Annotated in this window: 25 protein-coding genes, 1 tRNA gene and 1 pseudogene; 5 read left to right on the top strand and 22 right to left on the bottom strand. The window is 31.0% G+C overall.

The features are described 5' to 3' along the window. Nucleotides 1-4: 4 nt before the first annotated feature. The 3 genes from G9F72_RS01485 to G9F72_RS01475 all read right to left on the bottom strand — a co-directional run bounded on the left by G9F72_RS01485 (nt 5) and on the right by G9F72_RS01475 (nt 2,650). Entirely contained in the window at nt 5-262 is a 258-nt protein-coding gene (locus tag G9F72_RS01485) for a Veg family protein (RefSeq protein ID WP_411955925.1), read from the bottom strand. 332 nt (nt 263-594) lie between these two features. After that, a complete protein-coding gene (yabG, locus tag G9F72_RS01480; RefSeq protein WP_164956946.1) occupies nt 595-1,509 on the bottom strand; it encodes a sporulation peptidase YabG in 915 nt (304 codons plus the stop codon). 136 nt (nt 1,510-1,645) lie between these two features. After that, the gene (locus G9F72_RS01475) at nt 1,646-2,650 is read right to left on the bottom strand and encodes a CotS family spore coat protein (RefSeq protein WP_164957062.1); all 1,005 of its coding nucleotides are present in this window, start codon (nt 2,648-2,650) and stop codon (nt 1,646-1,648) included. A 141-nt stretch (nt 2,651-2,791) separates the two neighbouring features. On the opposite strand from G9F72_RS01475, the gene G9F72_RS01470 reads away from it, so the two are divergent. After that, nucleotides 2,792-3,919, top strand: coding sequence for a glycosyltransferase family 4 protein (locus G9F72_RS01470; protein WP_164956947.1), 1,128 nt, complete (start codon nt 2,792-2,794; stop codon nt 3,917-3,919). Nucleotides 3,920-3,997: 78 nt separating this feature from the next. Here G9F72_RS01470 and G9F72_RS01465 read toward each other — a convergent pair whose 3' ends face one another. From G9F72_RS01465 to G9F72_RS01450, 4 genes are all read right to left on the bottom strand, one after another. Beyond that, nucleotides 3,998-5,053, bottom strand: coding sequence for a CotS family spore coat protein (locus tag G9F72_RS01465; protein WP_164956948.1), 1,056 nt, complete (start codon nt 5,051-5,053; stop codon nt 3,998-4,000). A 125-nt stretch (nt 5,054-5,178) separates the two neighbouring features. Continuing rightward, complete coding sequence (locus G9F72_RS01460) at nt 5,179-5,943, bottom strand: spore coat protein (RefSeq protein WP_164956949.1); 765 nt, start codon at nt 5,941-5,943, stop codon at nt 5,179-5,181. A 49-nt stretch (nt 5,944-5,992) separates the two neighbouring features. Beyond that, on the bottom strand, nt 5,993-6,217 hold the full coding sequence (locus G9F72_RS01455; RefSeq protein ID WP_224675916.1) for a hypothetical protein: 225 nt from the start codon (nt 6,215-6,217) through the stop codon (nt 5,993-5,995). A gap of 4 nt (nt 6,218-6,221) precedes the next feature. Next, nucleotides 6,222-7,232 (bottom strand): CotS family spore coat protein, encoded by a 1,011-nt coding sequence (locus G9F72_RS01450; RefSeq protein WP_164956950.1) that lies wholly within the window; start codon nt 7,230-7,232, stop codon nt 6,222-6,224. A 186-nt stretch (nt 7,233-7,418) separates the two neighbouring features. Here G9F72_RS01450 and G9F72_RS01445 point away from each other — a divergent pair, with 186 nt between their 5' ends. Further along, entirely contained in the window at nt 7,419-8,546 is a 1,128-nt protein-coding gene (locus tag G9F72_RS01445; protein ID WP_164956951.1) for a glycosyltransferase family 4 protein, read from the top strand. Nucleotides 8,547-8,761: 215 nt separating this feature from the next. Here G9F72_RS01445 and larB read toward each other — a convergent pair whose 3' ends face one another. The 7 genes from larB to G9F72_RS01410 all read right to left on the bottom strand — a co-directional run bounded on the left by larB (nt 8,762) and on the right by G9F72_RS01410 (nt 15,278). Beyond that, nucleotides 8,762-9,508 carry a nickel pincer cofactor biosynthesis protein LarB gene (gene larB, locus G9F72_RS01440; protein WP_164956952.1) on the bottom strand — a complete coding sequence of 249 codons (747 nt, stop codon included), beginning with the start codon at nt 9,506-9,508 and terminating at the stop codon, nt 8,762-8,764. 15 nt (nt 9,509-9,523) lie between these two features. Continuing rightward, a complete protein-coding gene (gene larE / locus G9F72_RS01435; protein ID WP_164956953.1) occupies nt 9,524-10,309 on the bottom strand; it encodes an ATP-dependent sacrificial sulfur transferase LarE in 786 nt (261 codons plus the stop codon). Between the two features lie 18 nt (nt 10,310-10,327). Further along, nucleotides 10,328-11,608 carry a nickel pincer cofactor biosynthesis protein LarC gene (gene larC, locus G9F72_RS01430; protein WP_164956954.1) on the bottom strand — a complete coding sequence of 427 codons (1,281 nt, stop codon included), beginning with the start codon at nt 11,606-11,608 and terminating at the stop codon, nt 10,328-10,330. A gap of 177 nt (nt 11,609-11,785) precedes the next feature. Continuing rightward, nucleotides 11,786-11,861: transfer RNA gene (locus G9F72_RS01425), tRNA-Ala, on the bottom strand. Nucleotides 11,862-12,010: 149 nt separating this feature from the next. After that, a complete protein-coding gene (locus G9F72_RS01420; protein WP_164956955.1) occupies nt 12,011-13,195 on the bottom strand; it encodes a glycosyltransferase family 4 protein in 1,185 nt (394 codons plus the stop codon). A 57-nt stretch (nt 13,196-13,252) separates the two neighbouring features. Then, nucleotides 13,253-14,242 (bottom strand): YbhN family protein, encoded by a 990-nt coding sequence (locus G9F72_RS01415; RefSeq protein WP_164956956.1) that lies wholly within the window; start codon nt 14,240-14,242, stop codon nt 13,253-13,255. Nucleotides 14,243-14,246: 4 nt separating this feature from the next. Then, complete coding sequence (locus G9F72_RS01410; protein WP_164956957.1) at nt 14,247-15,278, bottom strand: glycosyltransferase family 4 protein; 1,032 nt, start codon at nt 15,276-15,278, stop codon at nt 14,247-14,249. 279 nt (nt 15,279-15,557) lie between these two features. Here G9F72_RS01410 and G9F72_RS01405 point away from each other — a divergent pair, with 279 nt between their 5' ends. Then, nucleotides 15,558-15,767, top strand: a complete 210-nt coding sequence (locus tag G9F72_RS01405; protein WP_411955924.1) for a hypothetical protein — start codon at nt 15,558-15,560, stop codon at nt 15,765-15,767. Between the two features lie 35 nt (nt 15,768-15,802). Then, nucleotides 15,803-16,063: a spore coat protein gene (locus tag G9F72_RS01400; RefSeq protein ID WP_164957065.1), complete on the top strand. Its 261-nt coding sequence runs from the start codon at nt 15,803-15,805 to the stop codon at nt 16,061-16,063. Between the two features lie 87 nt (nt 16,064-16,150). Here G9F72_RS01400 and G9F72_RS01395 read toward each other — a convergent pair whose 3' ends face one another. The 8 genes and pseudogenes from G9F72_RS01395 to G9F72_RS01360 all read right to left on the bottom strand — a co-directional run bounded on the left by G9F72_RS01395 (nt 16,151) and on the right by G9F72_RS01360 (nt 23,259). Further along, nucleotides 16,151-16,819 carry an ABC transporter ATP-binding protein gene (locus tag G9F72_RS01395; RefSeq protein WP_164956958.1) on the bottom strand — a complete coding sequence of 223 codons (669 nt, stop codon included), beginning with the start codon at nt 16,817-16,819 and terminating at the stop codon, nt 16,151-16,153. Nucleotides 16,820-16,829: 10 nt separating this feature from the next. Then, the gene (locus G9F72_RS01390) at nt 16,830-17,639 is read right to left on the bottom strand and encodes an ABC transporter permease (protein ID WP_164956959.1); all 810 of its coding nucleotides are present in this window, start codon (nt 17,637-17,639) and stop codon (nt 16,830-16,832) included. 6 nt (nt 17,640-17,645) lie between these two features. Beyond that, a complete protein-coding gene (locus G9F72_RS01385; RefSeq protein ID WP_164956960.1) occupies nt 17,646-18,521 on the bottom strand; it encodes an ABC transporter permease in 876 nt (291 codons plus the stop codon). Beyond that, nucleotides 18,505-19,695 carry an ABC transporter substrate-binding protein gene (locus G9F72_RS01380; protein WP_224675915.1) on the bottom strand — a complete coding sequence of 397 codons (1,191 nt, stop codon included), beginning with the start codon at nt 19,693-19,695 and terminating at the stop codon, nt 18,505-18,507. The genes G9F72_RS01385 and G9F72_RS01380 overlap by 17 nt, the downstream gene beginning before the upstream one ends. A 215-nt stretch (nt 19,696-19,910) precedes the next feature. Beyond that, on the bottom strand, nt 19,911-20,753 hold the full coding sequence (locus G9F72_RS01375) for a CPBP family intramembrane glutamic endopeptidase (RefSeq protein ID WP_164956961.1): 843 nt from the start codon (nt 20,751-20,753) through the stop codon (nt 19,911-19,913). A 98-nt stretch (nt 20,754-20,851) separates the two neighbouring features. Continuing rightward, nucleotides 20,852-21,313, bottom strand: a complete 462-nt coding sequence (locus G9F72_RS01370) for a pyridoxamine 5'-phosphate oxidase family protein (protein ID WP_164956962.1) — start codon at nt 21,311-21,313, stop codon at nt 20,852-20,854. A gap of 201 nt (nt 21,314-21,514) precedes the next feature. After that, a pseudogene (locus tag G9F72_RS01365) lies at nt 21,515-22,034 on the bottom strand (CAP domain-containing protein); the annotation flags it as partial. Nucleotides 22,035-22,680: 646 nt separating this feature from the next. Beyond that, a complete protein-coding gene (locus tag G9F72_RS01360; RefSeq protein ID WP_164956964.1) occupies nt 22,681-23,259 on the bottom strand; it encodes a TerD family protein in 579 nt (192 codons plus the stop codon). 452 nt (nt 23,260-23,711) lie between these two features. Between G9F72_RS01360 and pepF the strand changes: the two genes are divergently transcribed. Then, nucleotides 23,712-25,538, top strand: coding sequence for an oligoendopeptidase F (gene pepF, locus G9F72_RS01355; RefSeq protein ID WP_164956965.1), 1,827 nt, complete (start codon nt 23,712-23,714; stop codon nt 25,536-25,538). Nucleotides 25,539-25,595 lie beyond the last annotated feature (57 nt).

Raw genomic sequence — 25,595 nt, 5'->3', positions numbered from 1 at the left:
CGTCTTATCCTGCAAAAACTATTTGAACTGTTTTTGTCAAAACATCTGAATAACTATATGTCACTGTTCTGTGGGTGTCATTTTCTAATCTAATAACAAAAATACTTGTATATGTCTTTTCAATAACTCCATTATCTACAAGAATCTTTCGTCTTCCACCATTAGCTTTTAATGTTACTCTTTCGCCAACATGACTTTCAATTTCATCTTTTATTGAAGTCAGTACATTTATCTGTTCCAAGTAAACACCTTCTCTCCACATTATATATTATACACGGTATATTTATATTTGTCAAGCAAACTTATCATTTTATCACTAATATAACAATTTTGTCAATGTTAATTATATGTTAACAAAGTACATTTTTATAGATTATTCTACAGAGAATTGATTTTTCTCTGTTTTATGGAGATTCACATTATAAGACACCAATATATATTAATTACGTAACATTTTAAATACTAACCTTAATAGTATCTCCTTTTAATATTTATATATTCAGATTTATAAACAAAGCCCCCATACAAAATATGGGGGATTGTTTAGGTGCTTCAAAATAATAAGCATGTATCTTTTGAAGATTTTTGACCTATCTATATATACTGAGACTTTGGAAATCCCTCTCTATACTTGCCTCTAGTTTGTAATCCACCTATACCTGAAAGTCCTGTTATAGTGTTCTGTATAACATCTTCTATTGCTACAACATTTTCTATATTTGTATAGGCTATCTTCTCCGCTACTAAAACGGGATCCAAGCAATGGATTAAGACACGATTTGGAGAAGAAGCAAAATTAGCACCAGCATCTAAAATTGCCTCATAACAAGATTGACATGCTCCTGCAAATATAACTAAATCATCATAGTTACTATTATATGATCTAAGAGCTATAACCGATTCTACAAAATACTTTGAATTTCTGTAACTATTTAAATTTATATAATCTGATATTCCTTTTATCATTCCATCATGGCCAGTAATTACTACTATATCAGGTTTAACTTCTTTAACTAAATTTACTATTTCATTTGGTTGATTTCTTTCCGAAATTACTCTCCCTACAGCGTCTATAGATAGCTGCTTATATGTTTTTAGGCAAACCTCTAAATATTCTGCATCTCCATCGACATGTAGTATTTTTCCTGGTCTCCCAAAAATCATTTCTTTATTTTTATATTCTTTGTATTCTTTATATTTTTCTTGTTTCAACTGTAGGTCTTTGATTTTACCATTAATATCTATGGGGGACCCTCTGGTTCCTTTTATCCTGCTCATTAATATTCTTTTAATAGCTGCGTTTACTTTTTTATTAAAGACCTTATCGATTTCACCAATTTTGTTTTCTGATACTAATTGTAAATCCTCACTTAAAGAATCTGCTTCAATTCTTAAATTTATTCCCTTAAGTAAATACACCTCTGTATGATTTAGAGTCATAATGTCTATTATTTTAAATGTTATGTCTCCACCGTATGATTTTCTTACTACAACGTCTCCTATTTCCACAATATCCTCTCCATATTAAGCTTGTAATATATATTATGAAAATATAGTTAATAGGTGAAAGTAAAAAAGTTATGTAAACATTATATCTACATAACTTTAATATATAGCAAGCATGCTATACATATCATGATTTATGCTATCTCTGATTGAAGACTTTCTTATATTCTTCAATAAATGCCAGGCATTTTTCTTTTTCAGAAATTAACTCCTCCATCTTCTTGTTAAAGGTATTTTGAATCCAAGTAACTTCATTATAATAATATCTATTACAAAGCCTCCAATAGCGTTGTGGAAATACTAAAAATGCATATATAAGTCGATACTCTTCTTCTAACAGAGGATTTACACTACTATATGCCTCGAGTATTATTTCAGCATATTTTATGTCCCAATCCTGCTTTTTAAGCACTTTAATTAAAAAATTAGATAAATCAAATGCTTTCACTTCTCTTTTGCAATAATCAAAATCAATTATGTTAACATCATTTTTTTTATCAATAATAATATTATGATGTGTATAATCATGGTGGCAAAACCCTTTTTCTTCTTCTGTTTGCCTACATATATCAAAGTACAATGAATCATCTAATATAGCCATAGCCCTTTTGCCGAGTTCCTTTTGAGCATCCACACTCTTAATATAATTAATATCAAAATCAGTTTTAAAGTTCTTCTTTTTTCTAATCATGTCTTTCATTTTATCAAAGGACTTTATTCTTTTTTCCATTAAATGTGGCCATCTTCCAAGATCTGTTTTTAGCTTACTATTTTCTGGTGGTTCATATCCCTTAGATGCAATATGCATATAAGCTAATTTTTTTGCAGCTTCTACTAAATCCTCCTCATTATGAAAATCACATTCACGACCATCTATCCAGGACGATAATGTGTAAATATCTTCATTAACTAAGGCATAAGGATTACCTTCAGTATTCAAAAAATATCTATCTATCTTGTCAAATCCATTTTTTGCAAGATGTTCTTTGGCCCCGTATACAAACAAAAGTTTTTGTGTTCCATAATTGATTTTCTTTAGACATTTAGCTCCATCATCTGTCTTTAGAAAATAAACTCCCTTGTTGGGACGTATACTTTCTATCTTAATACCATACTGTCTTTCAATTTCAAATTCCCTCATCATGTTACTCATCCCCCCCCTTATAATTTATATTACTAATATTTTTTTTTAGAATATATTCTTATAGTTTTTAATAACATTTATGCTTTCTTTTAATATAATAAAGTATACTCACATATTAATCAGTATTTAAGGAGTCTTAAAATGAAAATCGGAATTGATGCAAGAGCTGCAAAATGGTATAGGGGAACTGGTATAGGAACTTATTGTTACCAACTAATTCACTCTTTAAATAAAATAGACAACTATAATGATTATTCGCTTTTTGTACCAAATGATTGTACGCTCGACATACCCTTTAAGGAGAATTTTCACATAAAAAATATTAAACAAGAAAATCAAAATAACTTCTGGAATGAGGTGAATATCCCTAACCCATTAATAGACAAATATATGGACATATACCACGTTCCTCAAAATGGTATTGGATTACCTGAAAACAAAGACTGTCCCTTCGTTATTACGCTGCATGACGTTATCCCCTATAAAATGCCAGAAACAGTTGGCGAGCAATATTTAAGGATTTTCAACGAAAAGTTACCCGATATTATTTCCCTGTGCGATGGAATAATTACTGTTTCTGAATATTCAAAACAAGATATTATTGAAACTTTTAACTTTCCAAGTGAAAAAATACATGTTACTTATTTAGCTAGTGAAGATATTTATAAACCCTACGATAAAACTCTTAGTAAATCTATTATTAAGAAGAATTACTCTATATCTGGAGACTATATTCTATATATCGGAGGATTTAGCCCTAGAAAGAATATTCTTGGACTCCTAGAATCCTTTAGCATACTTTTACCGAAATTAAAAAAAGATATGAAACTCGTCATTGCAGGTAGCAAAGGCAAATCCTATGATATGTATAAAAAAAGAGTACAAGAGCTTCACATTGAAGACAAAGTGATTTTCCCGGGGTTTATATCTATGGATCATATACCCTTCATGTATAATGCTTGTGAGCTCTTTGTATATCCTTCTTTTTATGAAGGTTTTGGATTACCTCCAATTGAAGCAATGGCTTGTGGAGTCCCTGTAATTGCCGCAAACGTTACCTCTATTCCTGAAATAGTTAAAGATTCAACGCTACTTGTAAATCCATATGATATTGTTGATTTAAGTGAGAAAATGTATAATGCTCTCCTTGATAATGACTTAAGACAATCCCTTATAACTAAAGGGTTAAAAAGGGCCTCTACCCTAACTTGGAAACATACGGCAGCAGATACTCTAAAAGCTTATACAAATATATTATTGAATAAATAACACTGCCAGGCATCTTTATAAATCCCAAAAAAATCAAATCCCCCCATAGTGTATTTATCACTATAGGGGGATTCTTAACTAGCAATTATAATAGCTCTTAAAGTCCTCTAAAAACGCTTCTCTATTTTCTCTATATTCCACTTTGCTTTTTAATCTGCTTAAAAATACCTCTTCACTCCATTGTTTTTTTCTTGTGTAATAATCTCTTGCTATACTGTAAAAATCCTCAGGAAAGCTAAGCATCCCGTACAATACCTTTAGTTCCCGATGATCTAATGGGCTTACTGATATATATTCATTTAAAATGCTATGGCATTTTTCTATATCATAGGCGAAATTTTTAATGACCTTGTTTATGAAATTACAAATATCATGTACCTTTAAATCTACCACTGCATAATCAAAGTCTAAGAAATATACTTGCTGCACATTAATTAATATATTATGGTGAGCTAAGTCATGATGACAAAATACAATTTTTTCTTTTTCCTTGCATAAATTATAATATTCCGATGCTTCCAGAATTTTTATGCTTTGTTTTATATTATCCTCATAATACTTTTCGTGTTCTAAGAATATATAATCAAACTCATTTTTATTTTCATATAGTGTTGCTATACTTTTAAAAAACATAAGTTCACTTAATTTTTTATTAAAATTTTCTATTATTTTACCACATAAATACCGCTTTTGATTTTGTACTAATAGTATCTGGAAGGCTTCTTCATTTATAAGCCCCTCCGATGACCTATGAAGCTCAGCTAGTGCTCTGGATGTTAACATGACATCTACAGGATTGCTATACTCACACTCTCTACCCTCCACTAAACTCATGATACAATATATATCATCTTTCCAATGGACATATATGAGTTGATCTTTTGTCTTTTCGAATTCAATTATTTTATTAAAATTATTGTTTTTAATATACTCAAGACCATAATTAATAAATTCAAGTTGGGAAATGCTATAGCTCACTTTTTTTAAAACCTTATCCCCTTTATCCGTATTTAGTATAAATACTTTTCTTACTGGGATAACATCGCTCACCAATAAATCAAATTCGCTAAATAAATTTACATCTAAATCATATTTACTTAAATAAGTCTTATCTTTATATCTAACGTCTAACATGTTCTCACCTCATTAAATCATTCCTATCTCAGCTATTTATTATCTTTGAAGCTATTTATCATCCTCGAAGCTGTTTATTATCTTCGATAATACAATATTGTGTTTTTTATTATTCACTTTCTAACTTAAAATAAAGAATCTCCATCTTTCGTTAAGGCTTTTAAAAGTTTCTTAGAAAATCTGTCCTCTTGTACCTTATTTTTCGTTTCACGATACTTATTACAACATTTCATAAATTCATGTGGATAAGAAACTAGAGCTATTAGGAATTCGAAGCTACTTTCATCTAGTCCTTCGATATAACAGAATTCGTGTGCAAGTCTTTGAAAATCAAGTTCCAATCCTTTTCTTTTTAATTTACTAAGCAAAATAAAACAATCCATTTCCACCATGTTATAGCTACAATCTTCAAAACTAACTACGTAAGTAAAATTATTTTTTTGGAGGTTTTGGAAATCTGTATTGCCTAAGCATATTTCTGTTTTTCTCATACTTCTTGTTATAATCCCTATATAGTCAGTTTGATATACTGCTCTTATACACGCTTCCCCTCTTTTTATAACTCCTTCCCCATATTCAATAACTAATTCTTCAAAGGAATTTTTAGGTTGAGTTGTCTTAATACTATTTATATCCCCAGTCAGCCTTTTAATATAAATTTTATAGTCTTCTATGACTTTTCCTGTATTGTTATTTAACCTATTCCTTAGATATCCATTAAACCCCAAAGATTTCTCATGAAAATCATGAATAGCACCAAACTGTTCTATTATTAATTCTTCAGTTATGTCTGAATCTACATTTTTATATTTAAAATCTGTTGCTAATACATTCTTAATACCCTTAAACACCATATAGTCAGAAAAATCATTATAGATGCTTATTGCCACTGGCACCACCTCTAATTAGATCTATTAATTGCTATATAATAACCACATACTATCTATTCTTTTTAGAATTCTTCTCCATTTTCTTTAATATCTCTCTTTGCTCAAATTCTAACTCACTAAGTTTCTTTTGTCTTTTTCTAATTTTTTTAAGTTTTTTAACCTCCTCCTCCATCCTCTCAAGCTTCATATCATATTCTTCTACAGTGGATTCCTGTGGCTGAATGATGTCAATTTCACTTTCTTTACTGTACATTTCCTCTTTGTTTTTCCCCACAATACTACCTCCCATAATTTATTTTTCTTAATTTTTCTATAAAAATTTGCCTATCCATCCTATCCTCATTAATCTTTTCAAGTTTCTTTAAAAAAAACTCTTCTCCCCAGTCCTTTTTTTCCCAATAATACTGAATTCCTGTTTGCCAATATTCCTGAGGAAATTCCATAAATGCTGCCATTACCTCTATGTCACTTTTATATATGGAATTTGTAGCATCATATTCATCCATAATAAAAAGTGCATTATCTAAGCTCCATTTGCCATTTTTCATTCTCCTTATAAGCAGGCTACTTAAATCATGTAAATGAGTGTCTAAGATGCAATAATCAAAATCAATAATATTCACGCCTCCACTTTTTTCTATTAATACATTATGATGAGCATAATCATGGTGGCATAACCCCCTATGTTTAATTTCCTCTTTCATTTTATTTATATATTCACTTTTGCATAAATTATATATTGATCTATTGCCTCTCGTCAGCTCTTCCTCCATTATTATTAAATAATTTTTATCAAATTCCGTAATGCATTCTTTTTCATTTATTCTTCTTTTGAAATCTAATATTTCCTTTTCTCTGGTTTTAAAAGTTTCTATCCATTTTAACCATCCTATTCTAGGTTTCATGTCAGGTGTAACTTTAAAATTCAAACTTTTTTTGTGAAGCTGCGCAAGCTTTGAGGTACATAATTTTATTTCTACAGGATTATCATAATTGCATTCTCTTGCGTTTAGCCAAGGTGTTAAATAAGCGTATTTCTTTTCAATGCTAATGTACTCTTTGTTATCAATAGTCGCAATAATTCCAGGTATCTTTTGAAAACCATTAACCTGCAAATGTTTTATTGCACCAATAATAAATAAAAAATGCTTAAAGTCATAATTAATGATTTTCAAGCAATACATCTCATTTTCAGTTTCTATTCTGTATACATTTTTTATTTTCTCTATATTATTAATACAAAGAGAATAATTGTCTTTTACTAACTGCTTTAATTCCTGGATTTCCAAATGCATGCCTCCGAAATATTGTTCTATTGTAGTATATGAACGCACTGAATAATTTGTGCACAATTATCTTTAGGCAAATAGCACACTTTTTAAGTTGAAATAATATATTAATATATATTATCTTTTAACCGAGATGAGTTAATTATGAATACAGGGTTTTTCTAATAATATTAAGGAGTGAATCCCATGAGGATTGCAATTGATGCTAGAGGTATCAATTTTTATAGTGGCACAGGTATAGGCACTTATACAGAAAATCTACTTAAAAATTTAATTAACATAGATTCTATAAATAACTACAATGTTTATTGGTCAGGTAATAATTACGAAAGTATAAAAAAAGAAAACTGCAAAATAATAATGACCTCTAAAAGACATCAAAGATTCTTTGAGGATCACTATTTTCCAGCCAACTTGTCAAAAGAGAAAATAGACATATATCATATGCCCCAAAACGGAATAGGTTACTCTGAGCAAATATCTTGCAAAAAAATAATAACTATTCACGATTTAATTCCATACGTTATGCCCGAAACAGTGGGAAAAGGATATTTACTAAAATTTTTAAAAGAAATGCCCTTAATTATAGGAAATGCTGATGGAATAATAACTGTGTCAGAATTTTCAAAGCGGGATATTCTTAGATTTTTCCCTATAGATGAAAATAAGATTTTTGTAACTCCACTAGCTGCAGATAAAAAATATACCCCTTTAGATAAAGTTCTTTGTAAAGCCTTTCTAAAGGATATGTATAATTTATCAGACCCATTTATACTATACCTAGGAGGGTTTAGTGAAAGGAAGAATGTGTCTTCGGTGTTAATTGCTTTTTCTAAAATATATAAGGATCTAAATAAAAATTATAATTTAGTTATTGTAGGTGGCTATAAGGACTCTAGCCAAAGGTTAGTAAAACTTACAAATGAATTGAAAATAGACTCTCATGTTATTTTCACCGGTTATGTTCCAGAAGAACATTTACCCATTTTCTATAACTCTTGTGATGCTTTTGTATATCCTTCTTTTTACGAAGGCTTTGGACTCCCTCCACTCGAGGCAATGAATTGTGGCACTCCTGTAATAGCATCTAACATTACCTCTATTCCAGAAGTCGTTGGAGATGGAGGAATTTTAATAAATCCCTATGATATCTCAGAAATATCTTCAGCTATTGGCAACTTGCTAAGTAACGATATTCTAAGAGCAGAACTTAGCTATAAGGGGTTAAAAAGAGCAAGTGAATTTTCTTGGCAAAACACTGCAATCAATACTCTTAAAGCTTATGAAAGTGTATACAATACTAACTCTCTATAATTACTCCAAGATGGTGAAAGAATGTAGGATGTTCTGCTAGTAGATAATTTGCTAACAGACTCTAAGTTTATTCCATGAAAAATCCCCTACATTCTTTCACCATCACGATTATAATTTATCTAATAAGAAGTTAAATTTGGTAACGTAAAAATGGTGTGGATTACCTCACTTTTAGAATATGAGGTAATCAACACCATATAAAAATTAAATCTAATTTATAATTTATTAATAATACTAGCTAAATATCCTGCTCCAAAGCCGTTGTCAATATTAACAACACTAACTCCACTAGAGCAACTGTTTAACATGGACAATAATGCAGCGAGCCCCTTAAAGCTAGCTCCATAGCCTATACTAGTTGGAACTGCTATAACCGGTTTATCCACAAGGCCCCCTACCACACTAGTTAAAGCGCCTTCCATACCTGCTACAGTAATTACTACTCTCGCACGTCTTATAACATCTAGATTTTCAAATAGTCTATGAATACCGGCTACACCTACATCATAAATTCTTTCCACCTTATTTCCAAAGATTTCAGCTGTAATCGCCGCTTCTTCCGCTACTGGTATATCAGAAGTTCCTCCTGTAACTAATGCAATATAGGTACTTGAAATTTCTACTTCCTTTTTTTTAATTACAATAGTTCTTGCAAGCTCATTATACTGTGCTTCATCACATATTTCTTTTACCCCTTCATACATTAACTGCGATGCCCTTGTACCAAGAATGTTTACGTCTTTCGTAAGCATTAAACTAACTATACCATTTATCTGCTCCACAGTTTTCCCTTCACAATATATAACCTCTGGGTACCCAACTCTAAGTTCTCTATGATTATCTATCTTTGCAAATCCTAAATCCGAATAAGACAAATCTTTTAATTTATCTATACCCTCTTCAATAGATATGTCACCACTTTTTATGGATTTAAGAAATTTCTTCGTTTCTTCTGAATTCATACATTCCCCACCTTTTTAATTTAAGCTTCCCATTTTATATCCTTCCAGGTCTAATGTTACATATTTAAATCCAAGTTCTTTAAGTTTCATAGAGATTTCTTCTAAGACATTTTCATTTAGAATCTTATCAAAATAGCTCTTTGGTAATTCAATTCTAGCTAAATCCTCATGACTTCTAACTCTAACTCCACTAAATCCTAGTTTCATTAAATATACCTCAGCAGCTTCTATTCTTTCAAGGTCTATATCAATAACTTCTTGTCCATAAGGTATCCTTGACAGAAGGCATGCATAGGCTGGCTTATTCCAAGTTTGCAGCTTAAGCTCTTTAGATAAACTTCTTATATCTGCCTTAGAAAATTCATTTGCCAAAAGCGGACTTATTATATTTAATTCCTTTAGTGCCTTGAGCCCTGGCCTATAATCTTTAGTATCGTCAAAATTAGTACCATCTAAAATATTATATATTCCCAGAGCACTTGCTTGCTGCTTTATTTTAGTAAAAATAGCATTTTTGCAGATGTAACATCTATCTCTTGGACTAAACCTTATTTCATCTATCATTTCTACTTCAATAAATTTATATTTAACCCCAAACTGTTTTAGCAAAACTTTAGCTTCCTCAACTTCCCATTTAGGTGTATAAGGAGCTATTACCATAATCGCTAGAACGTTTTCCAAGAGCACATCGCTGCAAACTTTCAGTAATAGAGTGCTATCCACCCCTCCTGAAAATGCAACGGCAACACTACCAAGCTTCTTTAAGTAACTTTTCAAATTATCATATTTTTGTTTTAACATATTTACCTCCACTATTATCTATATATTGATTTCTTTTTTTAAATTCTCGAACACTTCTCTTACTGATATTCCTCTACTGTCAGCTATTTTCTTACATTCCTCATATTCTAACTTGCTTTTTATCTTTTCACCTTTGTAATGAGCTTCTTTCACTGTAACTTCACCGTAAGAAGTATTTACTTTGGTAAATTTTCTTTCAAGCATGGTTTTATCTACTTTAAAAGTTCTTACCCCAAAGGTAGTAGTTTCTCTAAATAATACTTCTTTCATCTTTTCTAATTTAGCTGACCTGCATAAAACGCTTATTTTTATGCCTGGCCTTCCCTTTTTCATTATAATTGGAGTTAAATATACATCCAAAGCACCTTCACTAAAAAGCTTATCAATGATGTACTCGTATAACTCTGGATTCATATCATCTATGTTACATTCAACAATCTCTTGAAATACTTTGTCTTCAGTTTCTGCCTTATTAGTATTAGACAAATTATTCTCCTCTACGAGCATTACTCTTAGTACATTAGGAATTTCAGTATCTCTGTTACCTATGCCATATCCGATTTTATTTACAATAAAATTATTATTATCTTTAAATTCGCAGACATTAGCCGCAAGAATTGCGGCACCAGTAGGTGTTGTAGTTTCGAAGGGCACAGCTCCGAGTTTTACTGGTATTCCCTTTAATATTTCCACAGTAGCAGGTGCTGGCACTGGTATAATTCCATGAGCACACTTAACAAACCCACCACCAAGCTCTACGGAGGAACTCATTATTTTATCAACATTTAAATAACTTATGCAAATGGAAGCTCCTACTATATCCACAATAGAATCTACTGCGCCTACCTCATGGAAGTGAACTTCATATAGTGGTTTTCCATGAACCTTTGCTTCAGCTAGCGCAACCTTCATAAACATTTTCTTGCTTAATTCTTTGACTTTGGAACTTAACTCGCTGCAATCTATAATTTTCTCAATGTCTTTAAGATTTCGCTGTTCATGATGACTATGCTTATTGATTATGTGTCCATGTGAGTGTCCATCTACGTTTTCACCATTAAGATGTTGGTGATGATGCGTACCTTCAGCATCACCATGAAGATCTTCTAATATTACATCTACCTTAGTACCCTCTATGCCTTTTCTAATGCCCCTTGAAACTTTTATCTCATATCCATTTAGCTTTAGCTTGTCTAATTCATCTATTAAATATTTCTCATCTATACCTAAGTCTAGCAATGCTCCTAAATTCATATCTCCACTAATACCTGAAAAACAATCATAATAAAGTATTTTCATTTTTAATCGCTCCATTTCTTTTGTATTTATATCATTGTACCAAAAAAACAAATATTATAGGATACATATAGTAAAATAAAAATATCTGATAATATAGTTTTGTAAACTTATATCATCAGATATTTTTTTATTTATTAGGCTATTGCATTACTACCGAAGGATTTACTCGGAGTTCTTTGGTGGAGATAATGGGACTCGAACCCACGACCCCTTGAATGCCATTCAAGTACTCTCCCAGCTGAGCTACATCCCCTCATATTAAAGTGATCTTTTGATTATTCTTATATATAAATCTATTATATTACAAAAATAGCATTTTGGTAATGTTTATTTTTAAAATTATTGTGCTGCCCATGCAACTTATTAACCTCTTGCATAAAGCAGCTTTATTATCTAAATTAATTATGTTATCTTTTGATTTTGTAACATATAATTTTGTTTTTCAACTTCCATGTAAACTTTCTCTACACTTTCACCAAAACGCCTAGATGATAATGGCTCTATTCCATCATAAGCATTTTCCACCATTTTTGCACATTCCTCTTTATTCATTAGAACCTCATATAATATTCCAGCTAAATCCTCATCTCTATAGAAAATTCTTCCATTAATTTTATCTTGAATTAGATCGTCTAAATTTTTATCATACTTAGCAACCACAGGAATTTGTGCCGCCATAGCTTCTGTAAAGGTCAATCCTTGTGTTTCAGTTAGTGAAGCACCTACAAACACATCTCCCATTTGATAATACCTGCCAATTTCCGCCCAAGGTTTTTCCCCAGTAAATACTACGGATTTTTCAATATCAAGTTCAGCAACTAAAGCTTCTAGATTTTCACGTTCAGGTCCGCCACCCACAATCAGAAGTTTACAATTTGGTATTTTCGCAATTAGTTCCTTCATACTATTTATAATTATATCTAAACTTTTTTCTTTTGCTAATCGCCCAATAAATAATATAACTGGCTCAGCTTCTTTTATTCCAAAAGATCTTTTTTCATCTTCTATAAGGTCTTCATTGTAATTACTTCTTTTGAAAGGTTCAAGGTCAACTCCTGTAGGTATTATATCAATATGTCTTAATAACCCGTAATGCTGCAACGCATCTTTTACCTTTAATGTGGGTACTATTATAGCACTGCAGTCTCTGCAATATAGTTTACTTACCTTTTTAGCAAATTGCGAAGCAGGTTTAAGCATTATTCCACGGGATACATAGTGTATATAATCCTCATACATAGTATGATAAGTATGAACTACAGGAATATCCAATTTTTTAGCAACTATTCTTCCGAATATCCCTACACTAAATTCTGTTTGTGTATGTATAATATCTAAATCTAATTTCTTTATTCTAATCATAATTTTACGTGAATATATCATCCCAACTCTTTGGGAAGGTAAAAGAAAAAATGGTATGCTAGGCAATCTCATTATACCTTCTTCCTCTTCTACATCCGGGTGTGCAACTGTAATGATAGTTACGCTATGACCAAGTCTAATTAACTCATTTTTCAATATAAAAGTAGATGTAACCACTCCACTTACTTGTGGATAATATGCATCAGTGAAAATTCCGATATTCATAATCAGCCCCCTTAAATACTATAATTTTCTTGTTTAATATGTATTAATTTACCGTACTTACTTCTTCATAAAGGCATAAAATCCAAAAATTATACAAGAGTAAAATGTAATTAATCTCCATAATAAAATAGCGGCCATTATGTTATTAGCTGCAAAAAATAAACTAAAAAACATAAAGAAAGCGCCCTCTGCTCCACCCACGGCTCCAGGTAATGGTATAAAAGCTGTTAGCATCATTACAAAGGCAGTTCCGGCTATCATACTTTCTATGCTAGCACCCCTCATCCCAAAACTAAGATAAATAAAATAAGGTATACTAAAAATTATTGTTAGCTGAAATATTGTATAGATAATAGCTTTAAACATCTGTGCACCACTATGCTTTACAATCTCCATATTATCATGAAATTGATCTAAATTGTCGTTAATGCGCATTTCCAATTTTGAAATATCCTTTACCAATTTAAGCTTATCTAAAATCTTAGATAAGGTTATTATCAATTTATGCGTCAATTTACGATATTTTGAAAATATAATTAAAAACATAATTACGCCTGCATTAACTGCAAATCCTATGCCTATTAAATAAAATAAATTACTCATTTTACTTTTGAAAAAACTTGCCTTCCAAAATATAAGAATTAACGAATATATAGTTAATACCGATTGATAGATAATAAATTTAATCATCAGCACCGAACCAGAGCTACCAGCTCCTAATTCTTGTTTCGTAAGTGCATATAATTGCATTGGCTGACCCCCGGATGCAAAAGGGGTAATTGAATTAAAATATTGTCCTACCATAGTAACTTTAAATGCTTCTCTAAATTTATAATCTTTTTTGATTAAAAATATAACACTTTGCAATGTTTTAGCTTCAAAAATCCAATATAACACCATAGCTATACCTGCTACAATTATCCATTGAATTTGCAAATTTTTCATTTGATGAATTAAATCCATCCAACCATTTGTGAAAATAATCAGCAAAATAAATATAATTCCAGAAGCTATCCCCAAAATAAAATTAAATTTATAATTTTTCATTAACTTACCGCCCTTTTATCCGATATACCTTTTTATAAAAATTTTTCCACATATCAAGTACATTCTCTCTTGAATAAAAATTGTGCCCTCTTATAGCTTTTTCTTTAGCCTGCTCGTAATAGCTTGAATCATTTTTTAACTTTTCTATAGCCTTAATGAAACCCTCATTATCATGTTCTTTTAAATAATAATCAAATAATATATCTTCATATAGTTCCAGATCTCTTAATAGTATTGGAGTGTAAGTATTCATTGCCTCAAGTATTGACATAGGGAAAAGCTCATTATAAGATGGCATAAAAAGAACATCCGATACATTATATATAGCATTCATCAAATCTCTTTCAACTATTCCTGTAAATAAAATATTTTTAGGTGCATGTTCAATTTGATTTTTTAATTCCTTATATCCATCCGTAATATTTCCAAAAGAAAAGCCACCCGCCCAAATAAATTGTACTTCAGGCATTTTTTTTGCGATATCAATAAAATCAATGACACCTTTTCGAGTTTGTATTTGACCTACGCCAAGCACAACAAAAGCATCCTTTTCAATTTTCAATTTTTCTTTAGCTACGCAAATATCCTCAGTTGAAAGCTTATAGAATTTTTCAGTTGAAACAAAGTTAGGAATATATGTGATTTTTTTTCTATCAATATTATAAGCTTCAAGCCTATCTATAAAATTAGGATTTACTGTAACTAAATAATCCATACTGTTATAAAAACTTATAATATATTTATAAAAAATCTTTTTAATTAATTTTGGTAATTTGATACTTCCTTCAATTGTCTCAGGCAAAAAATGCACGTACCCTACGGTTACACCTTTCTTTTTAGCAAAAGGCACACTTAAATAATGCTTAAGATCGATAGTATGATAATGCATTATTTCGGCTCTTATTCTCTTATTTATTACAACTTTATATTCACTATCCAATCCATCTTGCACTAAATTCACTTGCTCTAGGTAAGCCGATCCTACCCCCTGGCCTTTGACTTTATCCGCTGTGGAAAGCATATTTATAGTAGGCATAATTGTCACTCCCATCTAATCTAACCTTGTTTATAACTTTATTGTACACTATTATTATTAAGAATTAATTAATGTCACCTTAAAGTTTTCTTAAATTTACACTATTTACTACAAAAAAATTGTAATGTCCTTTATTTTTTTGTTGCATATTAAATAAAACACCTCTAGATTGCAATTAAATTATATATTGTTGTTACATTAAATTACCACTTATATTTTAACATAAAAGGCACACAATATTGCTGTAGTGGTCCTAATAAAAAATTGGAGGTAACAAATATGATGAATACTACAAATAAACAATTAGAAAGCAATAACCTAAAAGTTATTAAGGATCAATTAGGATATGAAGCATTGCTTAATAAAAAGTTTAATCAATATGGAACTCAATGCACTGATCAAAATTTAAAAAACCTTTGCAATGAAGCTAGCCAAACACACAAACAAAACTTTACTACTTTAAAAACTTACCTTGATTCTCATCAATAAAATAAATAAATGGAGGGATTAGTATGAATACAAGTATGCCTGAAAAAGATTTAATGCAAGATTTACTTGCTACAGAAAAACAAGTTATTTCCGCGTACAGTACAGGAATAACTGAATCTTCTTGTGAAAATTTAAGAAATACACTAGTAGACAACTTTAAAAACACTCAGACTATTCAATATAAATTATTTGATGCTATGAAACAAAAAGGATGGTATCCTACAAAGGATGCTCCAGATAATGAGGTTCAACAATTAAAAAATGAAGCTACTCAAATGATGAGTGAATTAAAATAATGCATTATACTATAATATAATGTAATAAACTTTTATAAATTTTAGGAACTCTTTAAGGTATTATTACTTTAGAGGGTTTCTATGTATTTATAAAAGTTTTATTTCATCTATTTTTCCTTTTGACATTATAACAATTTTATCAGAGAGAAAGTTTGCTTCTTCCTTAAAATGAGTTACAAAAATAGTAGTAACCCTGTTTTCCTTATGTAACTTATATAATAGTTCCCTCATATCTACCCTTAATTCTTCATGTAATGCATTAAAAGGTTCATCCATTAAAAGAACTTTAGGCGCTGTGACCATTGCTCTTGCTATGGCTACTCTTTGCCTCTCTCCTCCACTTAGCTGAGTGGAAAATCTTTTTTCTAGTCCTTTAAGTCCTAGTTTACTAAGTATATCATTAGCTAGCTCTAATCTATCGCCTTTACTAACACCCTTCATTTTTAGCCCAAAGGCCACATTGTCCATTACATTCATATTGGGAAATAGCAAAGGCTGTTGAGCTACCAATGCAAAGTTTCTTTTCTCAATAGGCATTTCTGTAATATCTACATTTTCTACAAACAGGCTACCAGTATCCGGCTTTATGATTCCTGTAATAATACCCAATATAGTGGTCTTCCCACATCCAGATGTACCTAAAATAGATAGAAATTCACCATCCTCAACAGTTAGATCTATATTAACCAGCGAAAATGACTCAGTATATTGTTGCTCATACTTCTTGCTTATATTCCTAATCTCTAGTCTCGCCATAAAATCACTCCTAAATAATTTTAAAATTTCTCATCTTATAATACTTTTTAAGCACAAAGTCTATTAAAACTAAATTTATTATTGCTAGTGAAGAAAATAATACTCCATATACTGAACCAATTGCATTGTCTCCTCCACTTATAAAAGGAAACATTATTATAGATATAGTAATAACCTTACCTCCACCAACTAAAAAGGTTAGAAAATACTGGCTTATAGAAATTAAAAAAGTAAGACCAGCCCCCGCAACCATGCCTGGAAGTATATGTGGAAGACTTATATAAATAAATCTAGAAATTGGTCCAGCCCCAAGTACTGCAGCCTGATGTTCTAATGATGAGTCTAAAGTTCCATAGCTTACCATTAAAGCCTTTATCATGTAAGGTAATGTAGGTAAAATATGCGCTAAAATAACTCCATATATAGATTCTGTTAAGCCAAGCTTTATAAAAACTACATACATTCCCATAATTGCAGTAAAAGACGGAATAATAATAGGTGCAAATAAAATCACTTTTATTATAAATTTCCCCTTAAATTCATATCTTACTAAGGAAAAAGCTGCAGGAACTGCTATCAAAATATCAATGACAACTACAGAAGTAGCAATGATTAAAGTATTAAAGATTGCCTCATAGGTATTTGGATTTTCATAAAAAACATATTTAAAGGCCCTCCATGTGACGTTACTAGGAATAATCCTTGGCCATCTAAAATCGTAAGCTAAACTATTTATAAACAAAGGTATAAATGGCAATAAAAAGGCTAATAAAAGAATGATTATTGTAATGTAGTATATAACCTTACTATGCTTTTTCATTGATTTTTACCATCTCGCTTCCATATCATCTCTTCGCTGTGCTAATTTATATGCTGCAAAGCCTAGTATTGCTGTGATAATAGCTAAAATAAAGTTTGCAGCTAATGCAATCGGTCTATCTGAAAGTTGTCCATTATAGTACATATTATAAGCATATACAGAAATAAACTTGGGATATGTGATCCCTAGTAAATAGGGTACCTCAAAGTCTGAAAAGGTAAAAGCGAATACTATAAGTACGGATGATAACCAGGTTGGTATAATTAAAGGCAATATTACCTCTTTAAAAAACTCTTGCCGCCTAGCGCCAAAAACCTGTGCTATTTCTAACCAAGAATCTTGCGTTCTACTCATTATAGGAAAAATCATAAGCATTATAAACGGTGTTTCTTTCCATATATAGGTTAAAACAATGCCCAAACTATTTGGATTATTAACTACACTAGGAAATGCATCCATGCTTTTAATTATCCCCATAGAATAGGCTATGCTAGAGAACCACCCACTTTGCATGAACAAAAGCATTATAAGATATGCCGCAGTAACATGCGGTACCAACATGGGCACCTGAAACACTTTTCTGAAAAAAGCAGTTTTTCTATTTTCCCCTAGGATAAATAATAATCTAATTGTGATTACTGCTAAAACTCCTGATAAAACACTTGAAACTAATGCTATCCTTAAAGTTAAAGCTAATGAGTTTATAAAGTCTTTTGAAAGCATAAGTTGTTTATATGCATTTATAGTAAAATGTGAAGTCCCTCCTACAGCCATGAATCCTAGACTTTGAAGTAATCCTAATATTAATCCTCCAAAAAATAGTGTTACTATGATTATTAATGAAGGTAAAATTAATATATAAGGTCTACTTTTTTGCCACATTATCAATCCATCCTTTTTCTATAAATTTCACGTAATCAGCCTTAATTTCAGGTATTCTATGACTTTGAAGTTCTTTTAAATTTAAAGTTGATTTCCCTCTATCTATTTCATTTATTTTTTTGACATCCTCTGGTGATAACTTATTAATATCTATTGAAAGTCCATCTCCCCAATTATCAGGATTGAGTTTTGCTATTTGTGCTTCTGGACTTAACAAAAAGTCTATTACTTCCTTTGCTGTACCTTTATGACTTGAATTAAATGGAATAGTTAAAAAATGAGTGTTAGCTAAGGTTCCCCTATCCAATACAAATGTTTTTGTAGAATCTGGAAAGTTACCTTTTTTCATTTCACTTTCTGCTCTTGCTTCATCATAGCCCATGGTCATCCATACTTCTCCATTAGAATATAGCTTATCTAGCTTTGCAAGAGTTTCCGGATAAGTCTTACCTTGTTGCCAAAGAGACGGTTTTATTTCATTAAGATAATCCCATAGCGGCTTTGTCTGTCCCTCCACGGCTTTTTCATTAAAATCTGTCATAAATTTTTCATATCCACCATTTAGTTCAAATAATCCTTGTCGTAAAAATGCACTTCCAGTAAAATCATCTGAAGAGGGATAAGCAAATTTTCCCGGATTATTTTTTATCCATATTTTCAGCTCCGCAAAGGATTTAGGAGGAGTTTTTATTTTTTCAGAGTCATATATAAAAACAAATTGAACTTTCCCCCATGGTGCTTCAAGTCCGCTAGTTTCTTCACCAAAGTCATATTTTACTTCAGGGGAATCCTTTGCAACATACTTATTATAGTTTGATAATGCATCAACAAAAGGTTCTGATAAAATTTTACTCTCCTTTGAAAGTTTAAAATTTTCGCCATTTAACCAAAGTATATCTACACTTCCGTCAATTTTCCCTACTTGCTTCTCTGTAATTAATTTATTTATTGTATCCTTTATATCTGTTACAGGTACTCTATTTAATTTTATGCCCTTATCCTTTAACCTAGGAGCCACCCACTTGTCCATATAGTTATTTATGGATTCGCTACCTCCCCACATATACATACTTACATTTTTTTCCTCATTGTCTTTATTTTTTTCACACCCTACAAATGATACTGCAAAAATAGCTAAAAACAATAAACTTAAGAACTTACTCTTTTTTTTCAACAAAAACACCTACCTATATCTATTTTTTTACATATTTTTTTTAAAATTTATATTCATTATATCATTATATCATTACCTGCAGTGCTTCAATACTAAAGACTTTAGAAGAAGATTTACAACTTTCTATAAGATAAAAAAATCTCCACCCTATGACAATATTAATTATCGTAGGGTGGAGATATGCTATAAATCCTAGCTATTTATTTAATTCGAATCTATATTCCTATATAATGTTTGTAACTACTTGATACATTTCTAATTTTATTTTGCTCATACCCCATGCAAGCTATTACTAAAAGTATAACGCCTAAAATAAAAAACATTCCATGAATTTCTAAAGCATATTTCCCTCCTATTAATGCAAAACTAGAGGAAACTGAAAGAGCAAGTAAGTTATTTATGAAATGTGCAAATATACTTAAATAAATTGAGTCCGTTGTTAAATATATAAATCCAATAACCAGACCTAGTAAAAATGCATTTATTCCTTGAGGAACGTTTAAATGCACTACTGCAAAGAATAATGCAGATACTACAAGGGCTATAGTTGGATTTATTTTTTTTGACATTCCTTTTAATAATATTCCTCTAAAAATTATTTCTTCGTATATAGGTGCTATTACCGCAGCACTAAGTATTAATTTAATTGGTGAAACAGTGAGTTCTTCGAAGGCTCCATTTATAAAATCTGGCATGGATATCCTACTAACCCAAAAAGTTAGACTATTATCAAATATGAGACGAAATGCTATAATCATGATAGCTGCAAAAACAAAACTCATCGGATTTATGTGATATTTAAGTTTTCGCTCATTTCTTGAATTACTTAGGCACTTGAGTAAAATGATAATAACATAATATTTAACAAGCACCCCAAACGCAAAAATTACAAAAGGTAATGCTTTTTCAAATCTCCCAGAAAATAAATTTTTAATTTCTACAGGTACTTGTCCTAACACCTCCAACAAAATTGATAGAAGTACTACAAGAAACCCTTTAATGATTCCCATTTGTTTGATGTTTATGGATCCATTTTCTATGTTTCTTAAAAATTTCATTCTATCCCACTCTCTAATTTATTATAACCCTCCAACTACTGTAATAACCTCCTTACAAGTTATTTCAATTAATTTTCATTTTAATAAATTTATATTCTTTACAATCTATGCTTTCCACTAAAACTATATATCTCTATTTTAATTAATGTTGTTTTTTCTTTGGCTCTATCTATGTATAACTGTCCCTCTTTTATAAAATCAGGACTATATTTCCTTATAAACTCCATTAGTGGCTCATATTTTTCTTCTTCCGCAAGCATGATAGCTCGTCCAAAGATTATAGCACTTTCATACTCTGTACTAAATTGATCTTGCAAAACCTTTGTTTTTCCAACTATTGTGAAACTCACCTTATCATTTACACTGATATTATCTAGTTTAGAGCCAACGCCTGCACAATGAATATATATATTTTTATCTATAAACACATAACTTAGTGGGATTCCATAAGGTTGATTGTCCTCACCACAGGTCGAAAGTATACCATATTCAGTATTCTTTAAAAGTTCTAGTACTTCTACGTCATTCATTTGTCTTTCAATTCTTCTCATTATTTTCATTGCATCCTCACTATCCTTTCTAATATTATATATTTAATTGTAACATAAAGTTCATAAAACAATCTATGAATTTAATGGCAATTTTAGATATAATAACAAGCATTATACTCCACTTCAAAGGCTTTTATTCCATAAAAAAATCTATGTTTCTAAATATTGTAGAAATCCAATATTTAGAAACATAGATTTGAATTAACTCATTTATTTTCCTATAAACTCTTGAGTCCAATAAACAGTTCCACTTGCATCTTTTGCTACTCCCACACCTATTTCAGTATAATTAGCACTTAAAATATTAGCTTTGTGTCCTGGGGAGTTCATCCAAGCATCCATTACTGAAGCTGCAGTTGGTTGACCCATTGCAATGTTTTCACCAGCTGCCGTATATGTTATTCCGAATTTTTTCATCATATCAAAAGGTGATCCATAAGTTGGTGATGTATGAGAAAAATAGTTATTATCTCTCATATCCTCTGACTTAGTTCTAGCTACATTTGAAAGCTGCGAATTATCCTTTAAAGGAGCTAGTCCTTGTTTCGCTCTTTCCTGATTAACTAGTGTTACTACTTCTTTTTCTAATTTGTTATTTTCAGTTAAAGCTGGTGCAGTTGCTGCCTTTGGAGGCGTTGCTTTAGCTGGTGTTGCTGGTGTTACTGGTGTTGGTGTTGGTGCTGGTGTTGGTGTTGGTGCTGGTGCTGGTGTTGCTTTTGCTGGAGTTTCTTTAGCAGGTATTGCCTTACATGGGGTTACCTTTGTAGGAGTTACTACCTGTGGAACTTTTATACCATACTTAGCACATATATCCTTAAAACTTTCTCCTGGCTTAACTGTGTAATTGCTGATATTACAATTTTTTGCGTACACCGCTTTGTAGTTAGTTGTATTACAATCTTGTGCGTACACAGCTGAACTTATTCCTGTTGTTACTAAAATTCCTAAAGTTAATATTAATGGTCTTAAAGTTTTATTCATGTTTTGTACCTCACCTTCATAATTTTAATATACAAAGCAAGTTATTCTCTTTGTATACCTATACTAACATCTAAATGAGATCTTTGCATCTTTTATTGGTGGTTATTTTGTAATATTATGTCGCATTTGCTCATAATTTCAGTTATTGTGTTGTTCTTCTATTTTGCTAAATACCAATATTGTTCTAGGAAATGATTGAAATTAGCTCATTCTTCCTACAACAAAATAAGCACCAGCAGCTCCCCCTCCAGCTACTGATGCTCACTCTTCTTATTAGTTATATCTTGCCGATAATTCTGTTATACTAGTTGCCGTGAACTTCCATTCTCAGTTGTTTCTCAAAATAAACTACTGTGCAATAATTAAAGTACACAGTAGTTTATTGTTATTAAATCTTAGATACTAACTCCAAAGTTAGTACATAAAGCTCCTAAACCACCTTCGAATCCACTACCCAATGCAGTGAATTTCCATTCAGCACCATTTCTATATAGTTCCCCAACTACTATAGCTGTTTCGATACTGAAGTCTTCTCCCAAGTCAAATTTAATTAACTCAGTAACTCCGTCTCCACTCATTACTCTTATGTAAGAATCTGAAACTTGCCCGAAGTTTTGTTTTCTTTCTTCTGCTTCATTAATCGTTACAGTAAATGAAATCTTCTGAACGTTTGCTGGTACTAAAGATAGATCAATGAGTATTTGTTCGTCATCTCCGTCTCCTGCTCCTGTCTTATTATCGCCCATATGTTTAACCGATTTTGATGCATGCTCTGCATTGTTATAAAATATAAAATCTGAATCTGAAGTTACTTTTCCATTTTCTCCTGTTAAAAATGCTGCTGCGTCTAAATCGAAGTCTGAACCACCGTCATACTTGTTTGTACTCCAACCTAGTCCTACTAATACCTTTATTAATCCTGGATTTGTCTTCGTTAAATCTACTTTTTGACCTTTTTTTAAACTAACTGCCATTTTTATAACCCTTCTCTCTTTTTTAATTATGTTTTATAAATATATAGTAAAGATTGCATACTTTCATCGAAACAAACTGACATAATATATGCAATCTCTTACTTACATGTTTATTCCTAGCTATTAAGCTTGTCTATTAAATATGCTAAATAATATGCAACTATAAAAGCTAACCATTCCATAAATTGTATCATTTTCTATATTTGTTACTCTATGTAATACATTGTAACACAGAATTCAAGTAACAACACTGCCTATTAGGAATTTGCACTAAAGCCTATAGATCCCGATTTCCTGATGTTAGGAATCTTTCTATGCTGCGTATACTATTTACATCCTTAGGTGCCACTTTAAAGGAATTTATCACCCTACTATAGAATGTATATAAAATACATTTTATAATATTCAAACACTTTAAAACAACAGTATAACTAAAAAAAGGGGGCTTTATAATGAAAACAGCTTTAAAACAAAGAAAAGATGTAGACAAGTCACTTACTTGGGATTTATCTTCAATGTACCAAACAGAGCAGCAGTATAATTTAGCTATAACAGGTTTAGAAGAGCTTACGTTAGAAATAGAAAAAAACTATAAAGAAAAATTAAATTCAGCTAGTATTATAAATGAGTGTTTAGATAAAATGAGAGTGGTACTGCAAAATGAAAACCTTGTAGGATCCTATGCAAGTCTTGCAGTTTCTACAGATCAAACTAATATAGAAAATCAAGCTAGATATATGAAATTTATTAACATATCATCGAATTTAGGAAGTAAATTAAGCTTTGTAACAAGTGAAATTAGGGAAGCGGACGAGAAAATAATAGATGAGGCAATAGATGGTTCAAAAGAAAATAGCCATTATTTAAATGAAATAAAAAGATTGAAAAAACATTCACTACATCCAGAAGTAGAAAAAGTATTATCCGCTTTATCAGGCACTCTAGATTCCGCTTATTCCATATATGATACGACTAAATTAAGTGATATGGATTTTAAAAATTTTATTGTAGATGGCACTGAATATCCTCTTAGTTTTGTACTTTTTGAAAATGAATGGGAGTATGAAACTAATACTAAAATTAGAAGAGCAGCTTTCGAAGCTTTTTCTTCAAAACTCGGAGAATATCAACATACAGTAGCAGCACTTTATCAGACTCATGTTCAAAAAGAAAAAACATTAGCAACTCTTAGAGGCTTTGATTCTGTTATAGATAGTTTATTATTTCCTCAACAGATAGAGAGGGAATTATATGATAGACAAATAGATATAATCATGGAAAAGCTAGCACCACATATGAGAAAATATGCAAAACTACTTCAGAAAATTCATAAAATTGATGAAATGACCTTTGCAGATTTAAAGCTTGAAGTAGACCCTGCTTTTGAGCCAACCATATCCGTAGAGGAATCTAAGAAATATGTTCAAGAAGCATTATCCGTATTAGGTGACGATTATTTAGAAATGGTTAAAAAGGGCTATGATGAAAGATGGATTGATTTTGCTGTAAACAAAGGAAAATCAACAGGTGCTTTTTGTGCTACGCCTTACGGGAATCATCCTTTTATTTTGATATCTTGGTCTGAGAAAATGAGAGAGGCATTTGTACTTGCTCATGAATTAGGTCATGCAGGGCATTTTCAGTTAATTAATGAAAATCAAAATATATTTGATGCAGAGCCATCTTTATATTTTGTAGAAGCACCGTCTACTATGAATGAATTGCTTATGGCAAATTATCTTATGAAAACAAATGATGAGCCTAGATTTAAGAGATGGGTCTTATCTTCTATTATTAGCCGTACGTATTATCATAACTTTGTAACTCATCTGTTAGAGGCTGCGTATCAAAGAGAAGTTTATAAAATAATAGATGCAGGTGAAAGTGTGCAGGCTTCAACTCTTAATGAAATAAAAAAAGATGTGCTAGAAAAGTTCTGGGGAGACTGCGTGAAAATAGTTGATGGCGCAGAACTTACTTGGATGAGACAGCCACATTATTATATGGGACTTTATCCATATACATATAGTGCTGGGCTTACCATAGCTACAGAAGTAAGTAAAAGAATTTTAAAGGAAGGACAACCAGCCGTTGATGACTGGAGAAAAGTTCTAAAAGCAGGCGGAACTAAAACACCAGTAGAACTTGCTAAAATGGCAGGAGTAGATATAACAACAGAAAAACCACTATTAGATACTATAGAGCATATAGGAAATATAATTGATGAAATAATAAAACTTACAGAAGATATGGAAGGATATGCATCTAAAGAAGATTAGGGCTGTTTTAAAGTATAAAAATGGTGCAAGATTTTTAAAGCTACATTCATGATTTCA

This window comes from Clostridium estertheticum (assembly GCF_011065935.2).
GTDB lineage: Bacteria > Bacillota > Clostridia > Clostridiales > Clostridiaceae > Clostridium_AD > Clostridium_AD estertheticum_A.
This window is presented reverse-complemented; position numbering and strand designations above follow the sequence as displayed.